Origin of the sequence: Kitasatospora sp. NPDC005751 (genome assembly GCF_040630835.1) — a bacterium.
Lineage (GTDB): Bacteria > Actinomycetota > Actinomycetes > Streptomycetales > Streptomycetaceae > Kitasatospora.
Window position 1 is genome coordinate 1 of sequence record NZ_JBEXYC010000020.1, and the last position, 17,657, is coordinate 17,657.

The window sequence follows — 17,657 nt, forward strand, 5'->3', positions numbered from 1 at the left end:
TTGACTTTTGGCACGCTGTTGAGTTCTCAAGGAACGGACACTTCCTTCGGACCGCCTTCCAGCGGGCCCTCCGGGCGCTTCGTTCTTTCGTGTTTGAAGCTTATCAGATGTTTTCCGCTCCGTTTTCCGGAGTTTCATTCATCGGATTCGCATTCCGTCGCCCCTCTCGGTGCGACTCCGGAACTGTACGGGGACCGGCCCGCCACATGCAAATCGTCCCGCCCTGCTGTCGCAGGACGGGACGATCCGCGGTCACCGGCACCGTCAGGCGCGGCCCATCTCCTCGGCGATGGCGGCCGCGAAGGCGTCGATGTCCGCCTCGGTGGTGTCGTACGAACACATCCAGCGGACCTCGCCGGTGTGCTCGTTCCAGAAGTAGAAGCGGTAACGCTTCTGCAGTCGCTCGCTGACCTCGCGCGGGAGAACCGCGAACACCGCATTGGCCTCGACCGGGCGGACGACGGTCACGCCCTCGATCCCGCGGACGGCCGCCTCCAGCCGGCTGGCCATGGCGTTGGCGTGGCCGGCGTTGCGGAGATAGAGGTCGCCCGCGAGCAGCGCCTCGAACTGGACCGACACGAAGCGCATCTTCGACGCCAGCTGCATCGAGGTCTTCCGCAGGTACTTGATGTTCCGAACCCGCTCGGGGTTCAGCACCACCACGACCTCGCCGAAGAGCAGCCCGTTCTTCGTCCCGCCGTACGACAGCACGTCCACGCCGACGTCGGTGGTGAAGGCGCGCAGCGGCACGCCGAGCGAGGCGGCGGCGTTCGCCAGCCGCGAACCGTCCACGTGCACCAGCATGCCGAGCTGGTGGGCGTGGTCGACGATGGCCCGGATCTCCTCCACCGTGTAGAGGGTGCCGAGCTCGGTGCTCTGGGTGATCGAGACCGCGAGCGGCTGCGCGCGGTGCTCGTCGCCGAAGCCCCAGGCCTGCTGGTCGATGAGCTCGGGGGTGAGCTTGCCGTCCGGGGTGGGGACGGTGAGCAGCTTGATGCCGCCCATCTTCTCCGGCGCGCCGCCCTCGTCCACGTTGATGTGGGCGCTCTCGGCCGCGACGACCGCGCCCCAGCGCGGGAGCAGCGCCTGCAGGGCGACGACGTTGGCGCCGGTGCCGTTGAAGACGGGGTACGCCTCGGCGTGCTCGCCGAAGTGGCGGCGGAAGACGTCCTGCAGGTGGGCCGTGTAGTCGTCCTCGCCGTAGGCGACCTGGTGGCCACCGTTGGCGAGCGCTATCGCGGCGAGGACCTCCGGGTGCACGCCGGCGTAGTTGTCGCTGGCGAAGCCCCGGACGGCGGGGTCGTGCCGCCGTACCGCGTCGGTGGAGGTCGGTTCGGTCATCGGGCTGTCAGCCACAGGTGCTGTCCGTTCAGTTCTGCTGCGGGGCGGTCCCAGAGGCCCGCCAGGGCGGTGGCGAGGTCGGCCGTGTCGGTGAAGCCGGCGAACTTCGCGTCCGGCTTCTCCGCCCGCATCTCGGGGCTGACCAACGCCTTGATCACCAGGATCGCAGCCGCGGCGGTGGGCTCGCCGTCCTCGGCGGTGGTCTCCTTCTTGAAGGAGTCCGCCATGGCGAGCGTCCACGCCTCGGTGGCGGCCTTGGCCGCCGCGTAGGCGGCGCCGCCGGCGGTCGGCTTGTGGGCGGCGGCGGCGGAGATCATCGCGTACCGGCCGGACTCGCTGCGGAGCAGCGCGGGCTGGAAGGCGAGCGAGGTGTGCTGGAGCGTGCGCACCACGGTGTCGTGCAGGAAGTCCCAGTCGTCGATCCGGGTGTCGAAGAACTTCTTGCTGCCGCGCCAGCCGCCGACCAGGTGCAGCAGGCCGTCGACGTGGCCGTGCTCGGCCTCCAGGTGGTCGGCCCAGTCGTGGACCTCCTGCGGGTCGAGCAGGTCGATGACCTGGCCGCTGACCCGGGCGCCGGGGACCGCCCCGCGCACGGTGTCGAGGGCCTTCTCCAGCCGCTGCGGGTCGATGTCGGCGCCGATCACGGTGGCGCCGTCGGCGGCGAGCCGGCGCAGCACGGCCTGGCCGGCCGGGCCGCTGGCTCCGGCGACGGCGATGACCTTGCCTTCGAGGTGGGTGCTCACGCGGCGACCTCCTGGATGCCGGCGCCGGTGATGCCGGTGGTGGCGGCGATGACGCCGCCGAGCTTCTTGGCGAGGGCCTCGTAGAACATGCTCAACGGGAACTCGTCCGGGTGGACGGCGTCGCACAGGGCCTTGTTGAGCGCCTTGCCGTCGGCGGTGTCCAGCGGCAGCGCGTCGGGGCCCTTCGCCCAGGTGGAGGCGGGGTGCGGGGTGAGGTAGCGGGAGACCAGCTGGTAGGCGGCGATCCAGTGGGCCGTCTTCGGGCGGTCGATGCCGTCGCGGTACAGGGTCTCGATCTCGCCGCAGAGCGCGTTGGTCACGTCGGCGACGCGGTCCCAGTCGATGCTCAGGCGGTTGTCGCGCCAGCGCAGCGCGTCGTGCTTGTGCAGGTAGGCGAAGAGCAGCTGGCCGCCCATGCCGTCGTAGTTGCGCACGCGGTCACCGCTGACCGGGAAGCGGAACATCCGGTCGAAGAGGATGGCGTACTGGACGTCGCGGCCCTGGGCGTAGCCCTCGGCCTGCAGCTTCACGGCCTCCTTGAAGGCGGTGAGGTCGCAGCGGAGCTCCTCCAGGCCGTACATCCAGAACGGGCTGCGCTGCTTGATCATGAAGGGGTCGAACGGCAGGTCGCCGTGGCTGTGGGTGCGGTCGTGGACGAGGTCCCACAGCACGAAGGTCTGCTGGGCTCGCTCCTGGTCCTCCAGCAGGCCCTCGGCGTCGGCCGGGATCTCCAGGCCGAGCTGCCGGACGGCGCTGGTGGTGACGGCGCGGAAGCGGGCGGCCTCGCGGTCGCAGAAGATGCCGCCCCAGGTGAAGCGTTCCGGCGCCTTGCGCACGGCCACGGTCTCGGGGAACAGGACGGCGGAGTTGGTGTCGTAGCCGGCCGTGAAGTCGGTGAAGGTGATCGGCACGAACATCGGGTTGTCGAAGCGGGTGCGCTCCAGCTCGGCCAGCCAGTCCGGCCAGACCACGCGCAGCAGGACGGCTTCCAGGTTGCGGTTCGGGTTGCCGTTCTGGGTGTACATCGCGAAGACGACCAGGTGCTCCAGGCCGTCCTCGCGCTGGTCGGCGGGCTGGAAGGCGAGCAGCGAGTCCAGGAAGTCGGGCTCCCGGTAGCCGGTGTCGGCCCACTTGGCCAGGTCCGCGTCGACGGCGGCGAGGTAGGCGGCGTCGTGCGGGAAGAGCGGGGCGAGTTCCGCGATCGCACTGCGGACCGTGGCGACCAGCGGGTCGACCGTGTGCCGCTGCACGGCGGACAGGTCGATCGAGCCGTCCTTGGACTGCAGCGGGCGCAGGGCCTCGACCGCGTCCTTCAGCCGGAGCCAGGCCGGGTGGCCGGCGTGGGTCGAGACCGGGGCGTCGGCCGCCACAGCGAGCCTTGGCGAAAGATTCTGCATCGTGGACTCACTTCGACAGGAGGTATTTCAACAGGACCACCATAAGTACGACAGGTTCTCCTGTTCAAGGGGGGCCCTGCCGTCGATTCTCCCGGTTCGGGGCTCCGAAACCGCTTGTCCGGCATGTGGACGGTCATCTGGATGTTCTGGACAGCCGCGCCGTGGGGATGCGAACCTCCCGCCATGCTCCCGGCGGTGATCCTGGTGGCGCGACGCCACATCGACCTGCTCCGGGTGTCTTCCAGCTGTTGTGCGCGCGGTCTCTGCCGCTGCCGCTGATCCGGCTCGGGGGCGCCGCGGACGCGGCTCCGTACGCCGACCATGCCGCCTGTGTTCCGGCGCCGCCACCGGGGGGAAGTGACCCGCCGGGGTGCCGGCCCGGCCCGCGCCCCCGCGCCGCTCGCTCCCCGCTCGTTCCGGTCCCTCTTTCCAGGAGCCCCGCCATGACCTCCCTCCGCAAGCCGTTCGCCGCCCTGCTGGTCACCGCCGCCGCGCTGACCGCGTGCGCGCCGCAGGACTCGGCGTCCGACGCGTCCGGCACGGGCGCCGCCGCGAGTGCCCCGGGGACGGCCGACGGCTGCGCGCCGGGTGCGCTGGGCACCCGCGCCGCGGGAACGCTGACGATCGGCACCGACCAGCCCGCCTACGACCCCTGGTTCACGGACGACAAGCCGGAGAACGGCAAGGGCTTCGAGTCGGCGGTGGCGTACGCCGTGGCCGAGAAGCTCGGCTACCCGAAGGAGAAGGTGACATGGGTGGCGGCGCCGTTCGGCAAGGCCACCACCCCGGGCGCCAAGGACTTCGACTTCGACATCAACCAGGTGTCGATCAGTGACGAGCGCAAGCAGGCCGTCGACTTCTCCTCCGGCTACTACGACGTGCGGCAGGCGGTGATCGCGCTGAAGAGCTCCAAGGCGGCCGGGGCGAAGAGCGTCGCCGACCTGAAGGGCGCCAAGCTGGGCGCGCAGGTGGGCACCACCAGTCTGGAGGTCGTCACCGACACCATCCGGCCGACCGTGCAGCCGGCCGTGTTCGACTCCAACGACCTGGCGAAGGCCGCACTGCGGAACGGCCAGATCGAGGCCCTGGTGGTGGACCTGCCGACGGCGTTCTACATCACCGGTGCCGAGGTGACGGATGCCCAGGTGGTCGGGCAGTTCGAAGGGGCGGCGCGGGGCGAGCAGTTCGGGCTGGTGCTGGACAAGGGCTCCCGGCTCACCGGGTGCGTCACGCGGGCGGTGGACGCCTTGCGGGCCGAGGGCGTGCTGGCGAAGCTGGAGAAGCAGTGGCTCTCCGACGCCGTCTCCGCACCCGTCCTGAAGTGAGCGGGGCCCCGATGAGCACCGAGGCCGGGGCCGGTCCCCGCAAGGCCGGCGGCGGGAGCGGCACCGGGCTGCTCCGGCGCCGGCGGACGGACCCGCCCGGGCCGGCGCCGGACGACGGCTACCGCCCGTCCGCGCGGCGGCTGGCGCACGAGGCGTACCGGCGCGGCCGCAGCCGCCGGGCCGCGCTGATCGCCGGGGCGTCGACCCTGGTGACCGCCGTGGCGCTCTCCCTGCTGGTGGTCAACTCCCCCGGCTGGGCGGCCACCCGGAGGGCCTTCTTCGACGCCGACTACGCCCGCCGGGCGCTGCCGGAGGTGCTCAGGGGCCTGCGGATCAACCTGGAGCTGATGCTCGGCTGCGGGGTGCTGATCCTGGTCCTCGGCCTGCTGCTGGCGGTGCTGCGGACGCTGCGCGGACCGGTCTTCCTGCCGGTGCGGCTGCTGGCCACGGCGTACGTGGACTTCTTCCTCGGCCTGCCGATGATCATCTGTCTGCTGGTCGTGATCACCGGCGTGCCGGCGCTGCGGCTGACCGGGGTGACCACGGATCCGATGCTGCTCGGCGGCGCCGCGCTGGTGCTGACGTACTCCGCGTACGTCTCCGAGGTCTTCCGGGCCGGCATCGACTCGGTGCACCCCGACCAGCGGGCGGCCGCCCGTTCGCTCGGGCTGAGCAACGCGCAGGCGATGCGCCACGTGGTGCTGCCGCAGGCGGTCCGGCGGGTGGTGCCGCCACTGCTGAACAACCTGGTCAGCCTGCAGAAGGACACCGGCCTGGTGTCGATCGGCGGGGCGATCGACGCGGTGTACGCGGCGAAGATCATCGCCAGCCGGTCGTTCAACTACACCCCGTACGTGGTGGCCGGGCTGGTCTTCATCGTGCTGACCGTGCCGCTCACCCGGTTCACCGACTGGCTGTCCCGCCGGATGAACCGCCGTCAGCACCAGGGAGGTGCCGTGTGACGACCAACCCGGTCCTGCGGCTGGAGTCGGTGCGCAAGAGCTTCGGCTCCCAGCTGGTCCTGCGCGACGTGGACCTCACCGTGCCCGAGCACACCGTGACGGCGCTGATCGGCGCGTCCGGCTCCGGCAAGTCCACCCTGATGCGGTGCGCCAACCTGCTGGAGCGGATCGACGACGGCGCGATCTTCCTGGACGGCGCGGAGATCACCGATCCGCGCACCGACGAGGACGCCGTCCGGCGCCGGATCGGTGTGGTGTTCCAGGCGTACAACCTGTTCCCGCACATGACGGTGCTGGAGAACGTCACGCTGGCGCCGCGCCGGGTGCACCGGCGTGGCCGGGCCGAGGCCGAGGCCGAGGCGCTGGAGCTGCTGGACCGGCTGGGTCTCGCGGCCAAGGCCCGGGAGTACCCGGACCGGCTCTCCGGCGGGCAGCAGCAGCGGGTCGCCATCGTCCGCGCGCTGGCCACCGGGCCCCGGCTGCTGCTGCTCGACGAGATCACCGCCGCGCTCGACCCGGTGCTGGTCGGCGAGGTGCTCGCGGTGGTGCGGGACCTCAAGGAGCGGGGCATGACGATGGTCGTCTCCACCCACGAGATGGGCTTCGCCCGTGAGGTGGCGGACCAGGTCTGCTTCCTGGAGTCCGGGGTGGTGCTCGAACAGGGCCCGCCGGAGCAGGTGTTCGGCGATCCGCAGCACGACCGGACCAGGCGGTTCCTGAGCCGGGTGGTCGCCTCCGGACGACTGGCGCCGTAGGCCCCGGCGCTCGGCCGGCAGGTCGCCGACCGAACGAACCGGTGCCACTCGAACGGACCAGTGCACCCGGGCCTCGGGGGTGCCTCCCGAGGAATCACTACGCCCGTCACTCCCATGCGCCCCCGTTCGCGCCCTGCTGCGCGCGGCTTCGACCGGTGATCGTGGACAGCACGTCTGTCCGCGTTCTCCGGGAGGCCGCCGTTGCACGGTCCAGTGCTGGTCAGCTGGCTGCTGGCCCTCCTCACCGCCACGTCCGGCGCCTACTGCCTCAGCCGCCTGGGCCGCACCCCGTGCGCGGCGGACGCCGGGGCGGGCCGCGGCCATGCCCACGAGTCGGACGCCGCCGAGGCCCTGATGGGGCTCGGGATGGCGGCCATGGCCCTCGCCGGGGCCGCCGTCCCCGCCGTGCTCTGGGTCTGGCTGTTCGGCCTCCCCGCGGTGCTCTTCCTGCTGGCCGCCGCCCGCGACCGGACCGGGCGCGGCCACCGGCTGCACCACGCGGTCGGCGGACTGGCGATGACGTACATGGCGCTCGCGATGGCGGCCGCGCCGGCCCACGGCCATCACCACGGCGCGAGCGCCGGGGCCCCGCTGCTGACCGGCGCGCTGCTGCTCTACTTCGGCGGCTACTCGCTCTGGGCCGGCAGCCACCTGCTGGCCGCACCGGGCGGCCAGGTGTCCGGGAGCCTGCGCACCGCCGGGCTGCCCCGGGCCTGCCGACTGGCGATGGGCCTGGGCATGTTCGCCATGCTCCTGACGATGTGAGAGCGGCCCGTGCGGCCCGGGGGCGTGGCGTTGGTCACTGGGTGGCCGAAAGCCGTTCCTCCGGACGCCGACAGCGCTTAGGTTGGCACGGAGCGCGCTGTCGCGTTCCGTGCGTACTCGGGGAGCCCATGCCATGACGGCCCTGCTCGGCCTGCTGCTGCTCGGACTGCTGCTCTCGACCGTGGCGCCCCGGCTGCTGGCCCGGGCCCGCTGGGCCGAGCGCGAACCCGTGCTGGCCCTGCTGGTCTGGCAGTGCCTGGTGGTCGCCGTCCTGCTGTGCTGCGCCCTGAGCCTGGTCCTGGCCGCCTCGGCCGCCCTGCCGGAGCTGCGGGTACTGCTCTTCACCGGCGCGCCGCACGGCGTCGAGGCCGCGTACGCGCTCCAGGACGCCGAGGGCTGGGGGCGGCTCTGTGCCGCGGTCCTGGCGGCGGGCGGCGTGCAGACCGTGCTGGCACTGACCCGCGAAGTCCGCTCGGCGAAGGCCCTGCGCAATCAGCGGCACGCCCAACTGGCGAGCCGGGCTCCCGAGTTGCCGGGGTCCATCGACACCCTGAAGCACCGCGGGGAGCGGCTGGTGGTGCTCGAGAACGTCCGCCCGGAGGCCTGGTCGCTGCCCGGCCACAACTCCCGGCTGGTGGTCACCACCGGAGCCCTCCAGCAGCTGACGGACCGGGAGTTGGCCGCCGTGCTGAGCCATGAGCGCGGACACGTCCGGGCCCGGCACCACTGGCTGTCGCAGTGCTCGCAGGCCCTCGCCTCGGGCTTCCCCGGGGTCGGCGTGTTCAGCGCCTTCCGGGACCAGGTGGGCGAACTCGTGGAGCTGGCCGCGGACGACCGGGCGGCCCGCCGGCACGGGCGGCACACCACCGCCGTGGCGCTGGCCGAACTCAACTTGGACCGCGGGGTGTTCGGCTCCTGCCCGCCGGGGCTGGCGCAGTCCCCGAAGCGGGTGGACCGACTGCTCGCCGGGCGGCCCCGGCTGCCCGTCACCCACCGGCTGCGGCTCACCCTGGCCGCGCTCGCCGCGCCGGCCGCCGCCGTCCTGCTGGCCGCCGCACCGGGGCTCTCGACCCTGTTCTGATTCCGGCGCGGGCCTACGAGCCCGCCCTCGGCGGACCGGTGACGGAGCGTCAGGCCGACGCCGGCTCCCCGCCGGGAGTGCCGGGAGAGACCGGGTCGGGGGAGACCGGGAAGCCGAGCGTGCGCGCGAGGACCTCGCGGTGCAGCGGCCGGGCCTCGGCGTAGCGCCGGCAGCCGGCCTCGGTGAGCGCCACCTGGATGCCGCGCCGGTCGTTGGGGCACATCGCACGCGTCACCAGCCCGGCCTTCTCCAGCCGGCCGATCAGCCGCGAGAGCGCGCTCTGGCTCAGATGGACGGTGTCGGCCAGCTCCTGGACCCGCAGCTGGTGGCCGACCGCGCTGTCGCGCTCCTCGACCAGGCGCTCCAGCACCTCGAACTCGCTCACGCCCAGGTCGTGGTTCTCACCCAGCTCGCGATCGAGCGCACAGGACGTCGCGGCATGGCGGGCCAGCAGGTCTCGCCATTCGGCGACCAGACCTGCCTCCGCCGGAGAGTCGAGTTCAGCCACCCGGCCACAGTACCACGTGCACATGAAACTTATGTGACCGCATTAAATTCACTTGCAATGAATGCACGTGCATGTAGTGTCCTCCCCATGACCACCGCGACCGTCCCCGCAACCGACGACCCGTCAGCCTCCGGGCTGCGCTGGACCCCCCGCCTCTGGGGCACCCTGATCGTGCTCTGTGCCGCGATGTTCCTGGACGCCCTCGACGTCTCCATGGTCGGCGTCGCCCTCCCGTCCATCGGCTCCGAACTCCACCTCTCCACCTCCGCACTGCAATGGGTGGTCTCCGGCTACGTCCTCGGCTACGGCGGACTGCTGCTGCTCGGCGGGCGCGCCGCCGACCTGCTCGGCCGGCGCCGGGTGTTCCTGGTCGCCCTCGGCGTCTTCGCGGGCGCCTCACTGCTCGGTGGCCTGGTCGACGACGGCGGCCTGCTGATCGCCGCCCGCTTCCTCAAGGGCGTCAGCGCGGCCTTCACCGCGCCCGCCGGCCTGTCGATCATCACCACCACGTTCGCGGAGGGCCCGGCCCGCAACCGGGCACTCTCCATCTACACCACCTGCGGCGCCAGCGGCTTCTCGCTCGGCCTGGTGCTCAGCGGCCTGCTCACCTCGGTCGGCTGGCGCTGGACCTTCCTGATGCCCGTCCCGGTCGCCCTGCTGGCCCTGCTCTTCGCGATCCGGCTGCTCCCCCGCCCGGTCGAGGAGCGGGCCAAGGGCGGGTACGACGTGCTCGGCGCGATCACCGGCACGCTCACCGTGCTGCTCCTGGTCTTCACCGTCACCGAGGCGCAGGGCGCCGGCTGGCTGAGCCCGCGCACCCTCGGCTCGCTCGTCGTGGTCGCCGCCCTGGCCGCCGCCTTCCTGGTCACCGAGAGCCGCACCGCCCACCCGCTGGTCAGGCTCGGCATCTTCCGCAACGGCTCGGTCGCCCGGGCCAACGTGATCGCCTTCACCATGACCGGCGCCTACGGCGGCTTCCAGTTCGTGGTCACCCTCTACCTCCAGCACCTGCTCGGCTGGTCGGCCCTGCAGATGGCGCTCGGACTGCTCCCGGCCGGTGCCTTCATCGCGCTGTCGGCCCCGTTCATGGGCCCGATCGTGGACCGCTTCGGCACCGGCCGGCTGCTGCCGATCGGCCTGCTCGCCCTGACCGCCGCCTTCGCGCTGTTCCTGCGGCTGGACGAGCACAGCTCGTACCTCACCCTGGTGCTGCCGTCGATGATCCTGCTGGGCGTCGGCTTCGCCCTGGCCTTCCCCTCGGTGAACATCGCCGCCACCGACGGCGTGGGCGACGAGGAGCAGGGCCTGGCCTCCGGGCTGGTCAACACCGCGATCCAGGTGGGTACGGCCGTGGTGCTCGCCGGGGCCACCGCGATGATCACCGCGGGCAGCGGCGGAGGGGACGGTGCCCAGGCCCAGCTGGACGGCTACCGGCCCGCCCTGGTCCTCATCACCGGGATCGCCGCGCTGGGCTTCCTGATCGCCACCGCGGGCGCCGTGCTCGACCGGCGCAAGCGGTCAACTCCCGTGTCCGTCCCGGACTATGATTATCCGTCCGTCGACCTGGCCGACCGGCGGGACGAGGTCCTGACCAAGAGCTGACCCCACCAGCCCGGCCCCGTCCTCGACCTCAGGTACGCGCCGGCTCCACCAAACCCCCGTGTCGGTGGAGCCGGCGCGCCCGTACGAGCCGATCCCCGCAGTCCCGCCCAAGTGCGGAGTTCCACGGATCGGCGGCTCGCGCCGCCAGTATATTGGCCAGGAGCCAACGAACGTACGGAGCAGACACGATGGCACCTCGCGGGGATTCGGTCAATGAGGAAATGCGTCAACGCTCCCGCCGGCGCATCATGCGCGCCACCGTCGAACTCGTCGACGAGCACGGCTACGCGGGCACCACGCTGACCGACATCGCCGAGCGGGCCGGCCTCGCCCGCGGCCTGCTCTCGTACTACTTCGACGGCAAACGGCTGCTGATGCAGTCGGCGACCCACCGGATGATGCACCTGGCGCTGTCGGCCGCCCTGGACGCGATGGAGCCCGGCTCCTCGCCGGAGGCCCGGCTGGCCCGCGCGATCGACACCGTGCTGGGGCTGGCGATGGACCACCCCCGGGTGATGCGCTCGCACCTCGCGCTCATCCTGGACCCGGACACCGGCGCCTTCGTCCAGGACCCGGAGCAGCGGCAGCTCGGCGCGATCCTCCAGGGGCTGCTGCGCGACTGGGGCGCGCCCGACCCGCTCGCCGAGCACGCGGTGCTGCGCAGCGCGCTGATGGGCGGCTGCATCGGGGTGCTGCTGCCGGGTGCCGAACTGCCGCTGGCGCTGATCCGCGCCGACCTGTTCGGCCGCTACGGCCTGGACTGGCCGCTCGGCCTCCCCCCGCAGCCGCAGCCGCCGGAACGCGAACGGCCGCCGGCCCGCGGGTGAACGCGGCGGCCGGCGGCCGTTCGGTGCCCGGTCGCCCGGGCCGGGTCAGCGCTCCTTGAGGATCGACGCCAGCAGGTCGATGGTGCGCTCCGGCGTCAGGCTGTCGACGCAGAGCCGCTCCATGACCTGGATGTACGCGTCGACGTCGTCGCGCTTGTCGAGGTAGAGCGCGCTGGTGAGCTGCTCCAGGTAGACCACGTCGGCGAGGTCCTGCTCGGGGAAGCGCAGGATCGTGAACGCCCCGGACTCCCCGGCGTGGGCGCCGAAGCGGAACGGCATCACCTGGATCACCACGTTGGCCTGCTCGGCGACGTCGATCAGGTACTGCACCTGACCGCGCATCACCTTGGGACCGCCGACCGGCCGGCGCAGGGCCGCCTCGTCGATGACCGCCCAGAGCCGGGGGCTGCTGCCCTCGGCGAGCAACTTCTGGCGGCGCAGCCGCAGGCTCACCCGCCGCTCGACCTCGTCCTCGCTGATCACCGGGCGACTCTGACCGAAAACCGCCCGTGCGTACTCCTCGGACTGCAGCAGGCCGGGGATGAACTGGACCTCGTAGGTGCGGATCAGTGCGGCGGCCTCCTCCAGGCCGACATAGGTCTGGAACCAGCCCGGCAGCACGTCGTTGAAGCTGTGCCACCAGCCGGACTTGTTGGCCTCCCGGACCAGGCCGAGCAGGGCCTCGCGCTCACCGCCGTCGTCCACGCCGTAGAGGCTGAGCAGATCGGCGACGTCGCGCTCCTTGAAGCTGACGCGGCCGAGCTCCATGCGGCTGATCTTCGACTCGGAGGCACGGATCGCATAGCCCGCGTCCTCGCGGGTGATGCCGCGCGCCTCGCGGAGGCGGCGCAGCTGGGAGCCGAGGAGGATCCGGCGGACCATCGAGCCGCCGCCCGGCTGAACTGTGGTCATGCGGTCGAAACCTCCACCTAGGGCAAACAGCGCACAGTCTGCCATCAGTTGAGCGCTCACGGTGCCGATACTGACGGATGTTCCTATCAGTTCTGCACTCCTCACACCAGGATGCACGTGCATTCGGCGCTTGCATATGCTATTTGAACGACTGCACGTGAATCGACTCTTGCATCTGCAGTGAGCGCAGAGGACGATGGTGCACGTGCACCTGCACATCCCTGGCAATCCCGCGGGCTCCGCGTCGACCCCACGCGCGACTCCGCGCACCAGCCCGGCAGCGCCCTCGCGCCACCGGGCCTTCGTGTGCGCGCGCGACTGGTCGAGGGGTCGGCCGCGCGGCCTAGCGAGTCGGAGGTGACCGGCATGACCCCGGCGGGTCCAGCCGTGTCCGCCCCCTTATGGGAGGAGCTCTTCATGAGCACCGGTACGGCCTTGGCAGTCGATCCCCATGTGGTCACCTGTACGCTCGCCCCTCGCTACGAAGCCGTCAGAACCGCGCGCGACTTCGCCAGGACCGCTCTTCAGCGCTGGGGACTGGGCGAACTGTTCGACGACGTCGCACTGGTGGCCTCGGAACTGGTGACCAATGCCCTGCGGCACGCCATCGGCGCGTGCCCCGGGGCGACGGGCGGCGCGCGCGACGACTACGACTTTCCCACCCAGCCCGCTCCCGAGGGGCGACTACCGATCCGAATAAGCCTGGTGCACCGCGCACCGCAGGTGGTCTGCGCGGTCAGTGACCCCAGCAGCACCGGGCCGGTGGCCCGGGAGGCGGACTTCGTCGCCGAATCGGGTCGCGGGCTGCACCTGGTGGACTCGTTCAGCCGGTCCTGGGGCTGGCACCCGCTGGGCGGCGGCAAGGTGGTCTGGGCTCTGTTCGAGCCCGAGGCCGGCGCGCTGGCGGAGCTCGGCGGGCGGCACCGCCGCTCGGCCTAGCCGTGCGCCGCGGCCGGCGGGAGGACGGCACCACTCCCGGGGTGCGGCACCGGGAGGACGGCACCGCTCCCGATCCGCGGCCGCGCACGCTCCTGGCGGCAGACGTGTGGTGCCCGGTCCGCAGCGGCCCGCCCGCGAGCCCCGGCCCGACGGCGACCGCCCGACGGCAGCCGGTCGCGCGATCGCCCGGTGACAGCCTCCCGGAGCGACGGCCGCACCGGCGGCACCCGCTCACGACGCCCACCACGGGGCGGCCGGGCGGAGAAGACAAAGGCCGTCGTGGTGTCAGCACCCACGACGGCCCCCCGATGGCGAAGAAGACGAAGCGGTCAGACCGCCAGGTGGTCGAACTCCCCGTCCTTGGCGCCCAGCAGCAGCGCCGCGATCTCGGCCCGGGTGTAGATCAGTGCCGGACCATCGGGAAAGCGCGAGTTGCGCATCGCCACGTCGCCCCCCGGGAGCGCGGCGAACTCGACGCAGTTGCCCTGGGAGTTGCTGTGGAGGCTCTTCTGCCAGACCACGTCCTTGAGGTCCGCAGCCGCCATCCCGTTGTACGTGTCGTACCTGTCGTGCATAGAAATCTCCCGAAGAGCTCCGGAGTAGTCGTCCAGCTCGGCGCCCCGGCTCGCAGCCGAACGACTGGGCCGGCCCCGTACCGGCCCGGCACAACGCCTCACTTGACGTGATGATAGCTCCAGTGCACGTGCATCAGCACGGGACGTTGCAGGTGCACGGGCCTTTCGTCGACAAAACGGAACTCTTCACCGCCTCGACACCTGAGGGAACGTAAGCGGACATATCCGGGGCAATCGGGAAGACTCCGATAACCGCCCGTAGGCGGCCACCCGCTGAATGTTGATCTTCGGGCGCCCGGAGTCGCACCGCCGTGACCCTCCGTCAGACCGTCCGTATGCTGTGAGACATCTCACGCGCCACCGCCGCAACGCGCGGCACCTCCTGTCACGTCTCAGGCAGAAGTGGTAGCCACATAGGGATTGATCACGGTATGTCCGAGTTTCGGGCACCCCGCCCCTCCCGGTACGGCAGCCGACTGCAGCGTTGGCCGGGGGATGTCCTACGATCTCCGCCATGAGCACCGCAGCCATCCCGGGCGCGCCACTGCCCGTCCGCACCCCAGGCTCCCGTGCGCGGGGGCGCCACCGACGCCCCGAGCGCCCCGAGATCCCGGCCGGATCCCCGGCCCTGGTGCTCGCGGTGCCCGCGACCGCCGGGCCGGAGTCCCGTTCCGTGGTCGAGGAACTGCTGTCGATCGTACGCAGCGAGCAGAACGGCGTGCAGACCGCGGCCGGTTACCTCGACAGCGGCGCGGGCGGGAGCGAGCCCGGCCGTGACGAGTACTCCGTCGCCGAACTGCTGGCGCACGCCGCCGAGTCGGGCCTGCCCGCCCCGGTCGTGGTGCCGCTGGTCCCCGGCCCGCACGGTTTCCTGACCGAACTGCACGCGCTGGCCGCCGAGTACGGTGCCCACGTCACCGATGTCCTCGGCCCGCACCCGCTGCTCGCCGAGGCCGTCCACGTCCGGCTCTCCGAGGCGGGGCTGGCCCGCGCCGACCGCGCCCGGCTGTTCGCCATCGCGACGGCCGCGGACGGCGTCGTCCTCACCACCGTCGGTGGCGAGGAGGCCGCCGCGGCGGCCGGGATCACCGGTGTGCTGCTGGCCGCCCGCCTCGCGGTGCCGGTCGTGCCCGCCGCGCTCGACGTGCCCGGCTCGGTGGCCGCCGCCGTCGCGCACCTCAAGGAGACCGGCTCCCAGCGCCCCGCGCTGGCCCCGCTGGTGATCGGCCCGGAGGCCGACTCCGAGCTGCTCGCCACGGCCGCCGAGGAGACCGGCTGCCCGAGCGCCGCGCCGCTCGGCGCCTACCCCACGGTGGGCCAGCTGATCGCCGCCACCTACCTCGCCGTGCTGCCGGCCGTCGCCCCCGAGGCGTTCGCCGCGCAGGCCGCCGCCGAGGAGGCCGCTGCCCAGGAGGCCGGGGAGCCCGCCGCCGAGTAGCGGACCCCGAACGCCGAAGGGCCCGGAGCGCACCCGCTCCGGGCCCTCGCCGTACCCCCCGCCGTACGTGTCCCCGCCGCACCGGCCCCTCTCCGTACGGGCCCGCGCCGTACCGGTCCGCGGCGCGTCGGTGCGGGCCCCGGCGGGCCCCGGCCGGCCTCAGGCCCGCCTCAGGTCCGCCCGCCCACCCGGCCGGTGGCCGCCGCCGCGTCCTTGAGCCGCAGCGCCGGGAGCTGCACCGGCCGGGACTGCGCGGCGAAGGCGGCCACCGGCACGCCGGTGGCGTTCCACGGCGACCGCCCGCCGCCACCGTCCGCCTTGCGCACCTGGAGCACCTCGGTCTGCCCCGCCCGGCGCAGCAGGATGTTCTTCGGCGGCGCGGACTCCGGGTCCATCCAGAGCTCGTTGCCGTCGAACTCGCAGTCCAGGACGAGGATGTCGTCCGGCTTGCCGTCCGGGGTGGCCCGGAAGGCGATCCCGGCCCGGCGGTGGCCGGTGAACCGGCTGCGGCTGAAGGTGACCGCCTCCCCGGCGAGTTCGTGGCGTGCGGTGGAGACGCCGTAGTCGCTCTGCCCGGCGGCGTCGATCAGCAGGCCGTCAAAGAGGGTCCCCTTGTCCCGGCCGAGCGAGTGCAGCGCCACTCCCCCGCCGCCATTGCCGTACAGCACGCTCGCGGTGTAGTCGAAGTCGTTGAGGTAGGCGCCGTGCTCGATGCCCCACCCGCCGTTGTGGTAGGCCGCGAACTCGGTGACCACGTGGTGCTGCTGGGCGTTCAGCCAGACGAAGATGCCGTCCCGCAGGTTGTTGTGGGCCAGGCAGCGCTGGAACGTCCAGACCCCCTCGCTGTTCTCCGGCCACTCGAAGCCGGAGGCGCCGTCGGCCCCCTGGACGCCGACGGCCACGCAGTCCAGCGCCTTGCCACCGGTGCCGGCGCCGAGGTTGAAGCCGGTCAGCCGGTAGGCCCGCGGGTTGGGCTCCAGCCGCGTGCGGGAGGCGACGCAGGACTCGTAGACGATGTCGTCGGAGGGCTGCTGCGGGGTGCGGGTGTCCGGCGGGCCGTCCCACCAGTAGGCGTCCTCCCAGGTGTCGTGGCTGATGCAGCTGCGGAAGGTGATGCCGTGGCTGGCGTGCGGGACGAAGGCGTGGCTCCCCGCGTCGCGGACCACCAGGCCCTCGACGACGGTGCCCCGGGTGGTGTCGCCCAGCATGTGGAAGTGCAGCCCGTACCGGCCGAGCACCGGGGCGGTCACCGGGGCGCTGCCGTCCGGGCCCTTCCAGGACTCCGCGGTGTCGGTGCGCGGGCCGACCCAGCGCAGCGCCGCGTGCCGCAGGTCGGCCCGGCGGGAGGTGGTGAGGTGGACGTGGGCGCGGCCCTCGGCGGTGCCCTCGATCCGCACGCTGCGGGTCAGGTTGAGCACCTCGGCGCCGACCGTGACGCCCCCTCCGGCGCCGACCCGGGGGTGCGCGTACGTCAGCGGCGCCTCCAGGGTGACGGTGGATCCGCTGACGGACCGGACGACGGCGAGGTCGTAGCGGGTGGAGAAGCCGTCCTCGCCGGGCGGGCCGGTCGGGGTGACGGCCAGTTCGTCGCCGGGCAGCCAACCGGTGGGCGGCGCGGCCAGGCTGACGGTGGTGTCGCCCGCCTCGAGCGCCCGGTCAGCGCGTACCCAGGCGGTCTTGGCCGCGCCGTCCAGCCGCAGGTACCCGGCGCCGGTGACCCAGAGGCCGACGTCGGTGTCGACCACCTTCATGCCGTCCCCCCGGAAGCGCCGCTCGTCGACGGCGGGGAAGCGCACGGTGTGCACGGCGGCGCCCTCGGGGGCGAGCGCGAGGGTGCCGCGGATCTCGACGTTGCCCGCGGCGGCGAGGGTGAGGCTGCGGTCGGCGGCGAAGGTGAGCGCACCGCCCGGCTCGACCAGCAGCGAGCCGATCGCGGCGTCGGTGTCGAGCAGCACCCGGTCGGTGATCCGGACGGCGCTCTGCGGTCCGGGTACCCGGCCGCCCCAGCCGGCCGGGTCCGACCAGGGGCGGCCGCCCTGGTCGGGGGTGGGTGCGGGGGCGGCTCCGGCGGTGGGCTGCCCGGGCGCGCCCGTCCCCTCGGCGGGGGCGCCGTGCCGGTGCTCCGCGGCCGGGTCGGCCGCTCCCGGCCCCGTGGCGGGGTCCTCCGCGGCGGCGACGGGCGCGGAGCGGCCGTCCAGGGAGCGCCGCAGTGCCTCCTCGCCGCCGACCGCCGCGAAGACCGTGCCGACGGCGAGCCAGCGCAGCATCGTCCGCCGGGGCAGGGGAGTTCGGGGCTCGGCGGGCGGGATGTCCGCTCTGCGGTGTTTTGCCCGGCGGTGCGTTCCACGCGGCCGCTCGGCCGGCGCGCCGGCCTCCGGACCCTCGTCCATCGCCATCGCTGCGAAGCCCTCCCCCCAGACGGCCGCGTCGGTCCTGATGCCCTGAAGCATAGGCAGTTGCCGTGACTCCGACGGGCGTTGCTCGAAA

General features: G+C 72.7%; 17 protein-coding genes. 10 read left to right on the forward strand and 7 right to left on the reverse strand.

Annotation, left to right across the window (positions count from 1 at the left end):
- Positions 1–264 precede the first annotated feature (264 nt).
- From ABZ497_RS19560 to ABZ497_RS19570, 3 genes are read right to left on the reverse strand one after another with little or no spacing between them, the layout of a single operon-like run.
- Positions 265–1,341, reverse strand: coding sequence for a low specificity L-threonine aldolase (locus tag ABZ497_RS19560; RefSeq protein ID WP_359806815.1), 1,077 nt, complete (start codon positions 1,339–1,341; stop codon positions 265–267).
- The gene (locus ABZ497_RS19565; protein WP_329490779.1) at positions 1,338–2,084 is read right to left on the reverse strand and encodes an SDR family NAD(P)-dependent oxidoreductase; all 747 of its coding nucleotides are present in this window, start codon (positions 2,082–2,084) and stop codon (positions 1,338–1,340) included. Before ABZ497_RS19565 ends, ABZ497_RS19560 begins: the two co-directional genes overlap by 4 nt.
- Entirely contained in the window at positions 2,081–3,481 is a 1,401-nt protein-coding gene (locus ABZ497_RS19570; protein WP_329490777.1) for a DUF6421 family protein, read from the reverse strand. Before ABZ497_RS19570 ends, ABZ497_RS19565 begins: the two co-directional genes overlap by 4 nt.
- 183 nt (positions 3,482–3,664) lie before the next feature.
- On the opposite strand from ABZ497_RS19570, the gene ABZ497_RS19575 reads away from it, so the two are divergent.
- From ABZ497_RS19575 to ABZ497_RS19600, 6 genes are all read left to right on the forward strand, one after another.
- The gene (locus tag ABZ497_RS19575; protein WP_352296849.1) at positions 3,665–3,760 is read left to right on the forward strand and encodes a putative leader peptide; all 96 of its coding nucleotides are present in this window, start codon (positions 3,665–3,667) and stop codon (positions 3,758–3,760) included.
- Between the two features lie 164 nt (positions 3,761–3,924).
- Positions 3,925–4,806 (forward strand): ABC transporter substrate-binding protein, encoded by an 882-nt coding sequence (locus tag ABZ497_RS19580; protein WP_359806819.1) that lies wholly within the window; start codon positions 3,925–3,927, stop codon positions 4,804–4,806.
- 11 nt (positions 4,807–4,817) lie between these two features.
- The gene (locus tag ABZ497_RS19585; RefSeq protein WP_359806821.1) at positions 4,818–5,768 is read left to right on the forward strand and encodes an amino acid ABC transporter permease; all 951 of its coding nucleotides are present in this window, start codon (positions 4,818–4,820) and stop codon (positions 5,766–5,768) included.
- Positions 5,765–6,523 (forward strand): amino acid ABC transporter ATP-binding protein, encoded by a 759-nt coding sequence (locus ABZ497_RS19590; RefSeq protein WP_329490772.1) that lies wholly within the window; start codon positions 5,765–5,767, stop codon positions 6,521–6,523. Before ABZ497_RS19585 ends, ABZ497_RS19590 begins: the two co-directional genes overlap by 4 nt.
- Positions 6,524–6,724: 201 nt before the next feature.
- Positions 6,725–7,288 carry a DUF5134 domain-containing protein gene (locus ABZ497_RS19595; RefSeq protein WP_359806823.1) on the forward strand — a complete coding sequence of 188 codons (564 nt, stop codon included), beginning with the start codon at positions 6,725–6,727 and terminating at the stop codon, positions 7,286–7,288.
- A gap of 133 nt (positions 7,289–7,421) precedes the next feature.
- Entirely contained in the window at positions 7,422–8,369 is a 948-nt protein-coding gene (locus tag ABZ497_RS19600) for a M56 family metallopeptidase (RefSeq protein WP_359806825.1), read from the forward strand.
- A gap of 49 nt (positions 8,370–8,418) precedes the next feature.
- Here ABZ497_RS19600 and ABZ497_RS19605 read toward each other — a convergent pair whose 3' ends face one another.
- Entirely contained in the window at positions 8,419–8,877 is a 459-nt protein-coding gene (locus ABZ497_RS19605; RefSeq protein ID WP_359806827.1) for a MarR family transcriptional regulator, read from the reverse strand.
- Between the two features lie 87 nt (positions 8,878–8,964).
- Here ABZ497_RS19605 and ABZ497_RS19610 point away from each other — a divergent pair, with 87 nt between their 5' ends.
- Positions 8,965–10,479, forward strand: coding sequence for an MFS transporter (locus ABZ497_RS19610; protein ID WP_359806830.1), 1,515 nt, complete (start codon positions 8,965–8,967; stop codon positions 10,477–10,479).
- A gap of 221 nt (positions 10,480–10,700) precedes the next feature.
- Positions 10,701–11,306 carry a helix-turn-helix domain-containing protein gene (locus ABZ497_RS19615; protein ID WP_329490767.1) on the forward strand — a complete coding sequence of 202 codons (606 nt, stop codon included), beginning with the start codon at positions 10,701–10,703 and terminating at the stop codon, positions 11,304–11,306.
- 45 nt (positions 11,307–11,351) lie between these two features.
- Here the strand turns inward: ABZ497_RS19615 and ABZ497_RS19620 are convergent, their stop codons facing one another.
- A complete protein-coding gene (locus ABZ497_RS19620; RefSeq protein WP_329490766.1) occupies positions 11,352–12,218 on the reverse strand; it encodes a helix-turn-helix transcriptional regulator in 867 nt (288 codons plus the stop codon).
- A gap of 417 nt (positions 12,219–12,635) precedes the next feature.
- Between ABZ497_RS19620 and ABZ497_RS19625 the strand changes: the two genes are divergently transcribed.
- Entirely contained in the window at positions 12,636–13,157 is a 522-nt protein-coding gene (locus ABZ497_RS19625; RefSeq protein ID WP_359806833.1) for an ATP-binding protein, read from the forward strand.
- Between the two features lie 329 nt (positions 13,158–13,486).
- Here ABZ497_RS19625 and ABZ497_RS19630 read toward each other — a convergent pair whose 3' ends face one another.
- Complete coding sequence (locus ABZ497_RS19630; RefSeq protein ID WP_329490764.1) at positions 13,487–13,732, reverse strand: DUF397 domain-containing protein; 246 nt, start codon at positions 13,730–13,732, stop codon at positions 13,487–13,489.
- Positions 13,733–14,246: 514 nt separating this feature from the next.
- Here ABZ497_RS19630 and ABZ497_RS19635 point away from each other — a divergent pair.
- Positions 14,247–15,170, forward strand: a complete 924-nt coding sequence (locus ABZ497_RS19635; protein ID WP_359806836.1) for a hypothetical protein — start codon at positions 14,247–14,249, stop codon at positions 15,168–15,170.
- 170 nt (positions 15,171–15,340) lie between these two features.
- On the opposite strand, the gene ABZ497_RS19640 is transcribed toward ABZ497_RS19635, so the two are convergent.
- Entirely contained in the window at positions 15,341–17,620 is a 2,280-nt protein-coding gene (locus tag ABZ497_RS19640) for a hypothetical protein (RefSeq protein WP_359806839.1), read from the reverse strand.
- Between the last annotated feature and the right edge of the window lie 37 nt (positions 17,621–17,657).

Excerpts from the sequence above, each read along its gene's own strand:
- ABZ497_RS19560 (WP_359806815.1), bottom strand. The coding sequence starts at position 1,341 with ATGACCGAACCGACCTCCACCGACGCGGTACGGCGGCACGACCCCGCC.
- ABZ497_RS19570 (WP_329490777.1), bottom strand. The coding sequence starts at position 3,481 with ATGCAGAATCTTTCGCCAAGGCTCGCTGTGGCGGCCGACGCCCCGGTC.
- ABZ497_RS19575 (WP_352296849.1), top strand. The coding sequence starts at position 3,665 with ATGCTCCCGGCGGTGATCCTGGTGGCGCGACGCCACATCGACCTGCTC.
- ABZ497_RS19580 (WP_359806819.1), top strand. The coding sequence starts at position 3,925 with ATGACCTCCCTCCGCAAGCCGTTCGCCGCCCTGCTGGTCACCGCCGCC.
- ABZ497_RS19585 (WP_359806821.1), top strand. The coding sequence starts at position 4,818 with ATGAGCACCGAGGCCGGGGCCGGTCCCCGCAAGGCCGGCGGCGGGAGC.
- ABZ497_RS19600 (WP_359806825.1), top strand. The coding sequence starts at position 7,422 with ATGACGGCCCTGCTCGGCCTGCTGCTGCTCGGACTGCTGCTCTCGACC.
- ABZ497_RS19610 (WP_359806830.1), top strand. The coding sequence starts at position 8,965 with ATGACCACCGCGACCGTCCCCGCAACCGACGACCCGTCAGCCTCCGGG.
- ABZ497_RS19615 (WP_329490767.1), top strand. The coding sequence starts at position 10,701 with ATGCGTCAACGCTCCCGCCGGCGCATCATGCGCGCCACCGTCGAACTC.
- ABZ497_RS19620 (WP_329490766.1), bottom strand. The coding sequence starts at position 12,218 with ATGACCACAGTTCAGCCGGGCGGCGGCTCGATGGTCCGCCGGATCCTC.
- ABZ497_RS19625 (WP_359806833.1), top strand. The coding sequence starts at position 12,636 with ATGAGCACCGGTACGGCCTTGGCAGTCGATCCCCATGTGGTCACCTGT.
- ABZ497_RS19630 (WP_329490764.1), bottom strand. The coding sequence starts at position 13,732 with ATGCACGACAGGTACGACACGTACAACGGGATGGCGGCTGCGGACCTC.
- ABZ497_RS19635 (WP_359806836.1), top strand. The coding sequence starts at position 14,247 with ATGAGCACCGCAGCCATCCCGGGCGCGCCACTGCCCGTCCGCACCCCA.
- ABZ497_RS19640 (WP_359806839.1), bottom strand. The coding sequence starts at position 17,620 with ATGCTTCAGGGCATCAGGACCGACGCGGCCGTCTGGGGGGAGGGCTTC.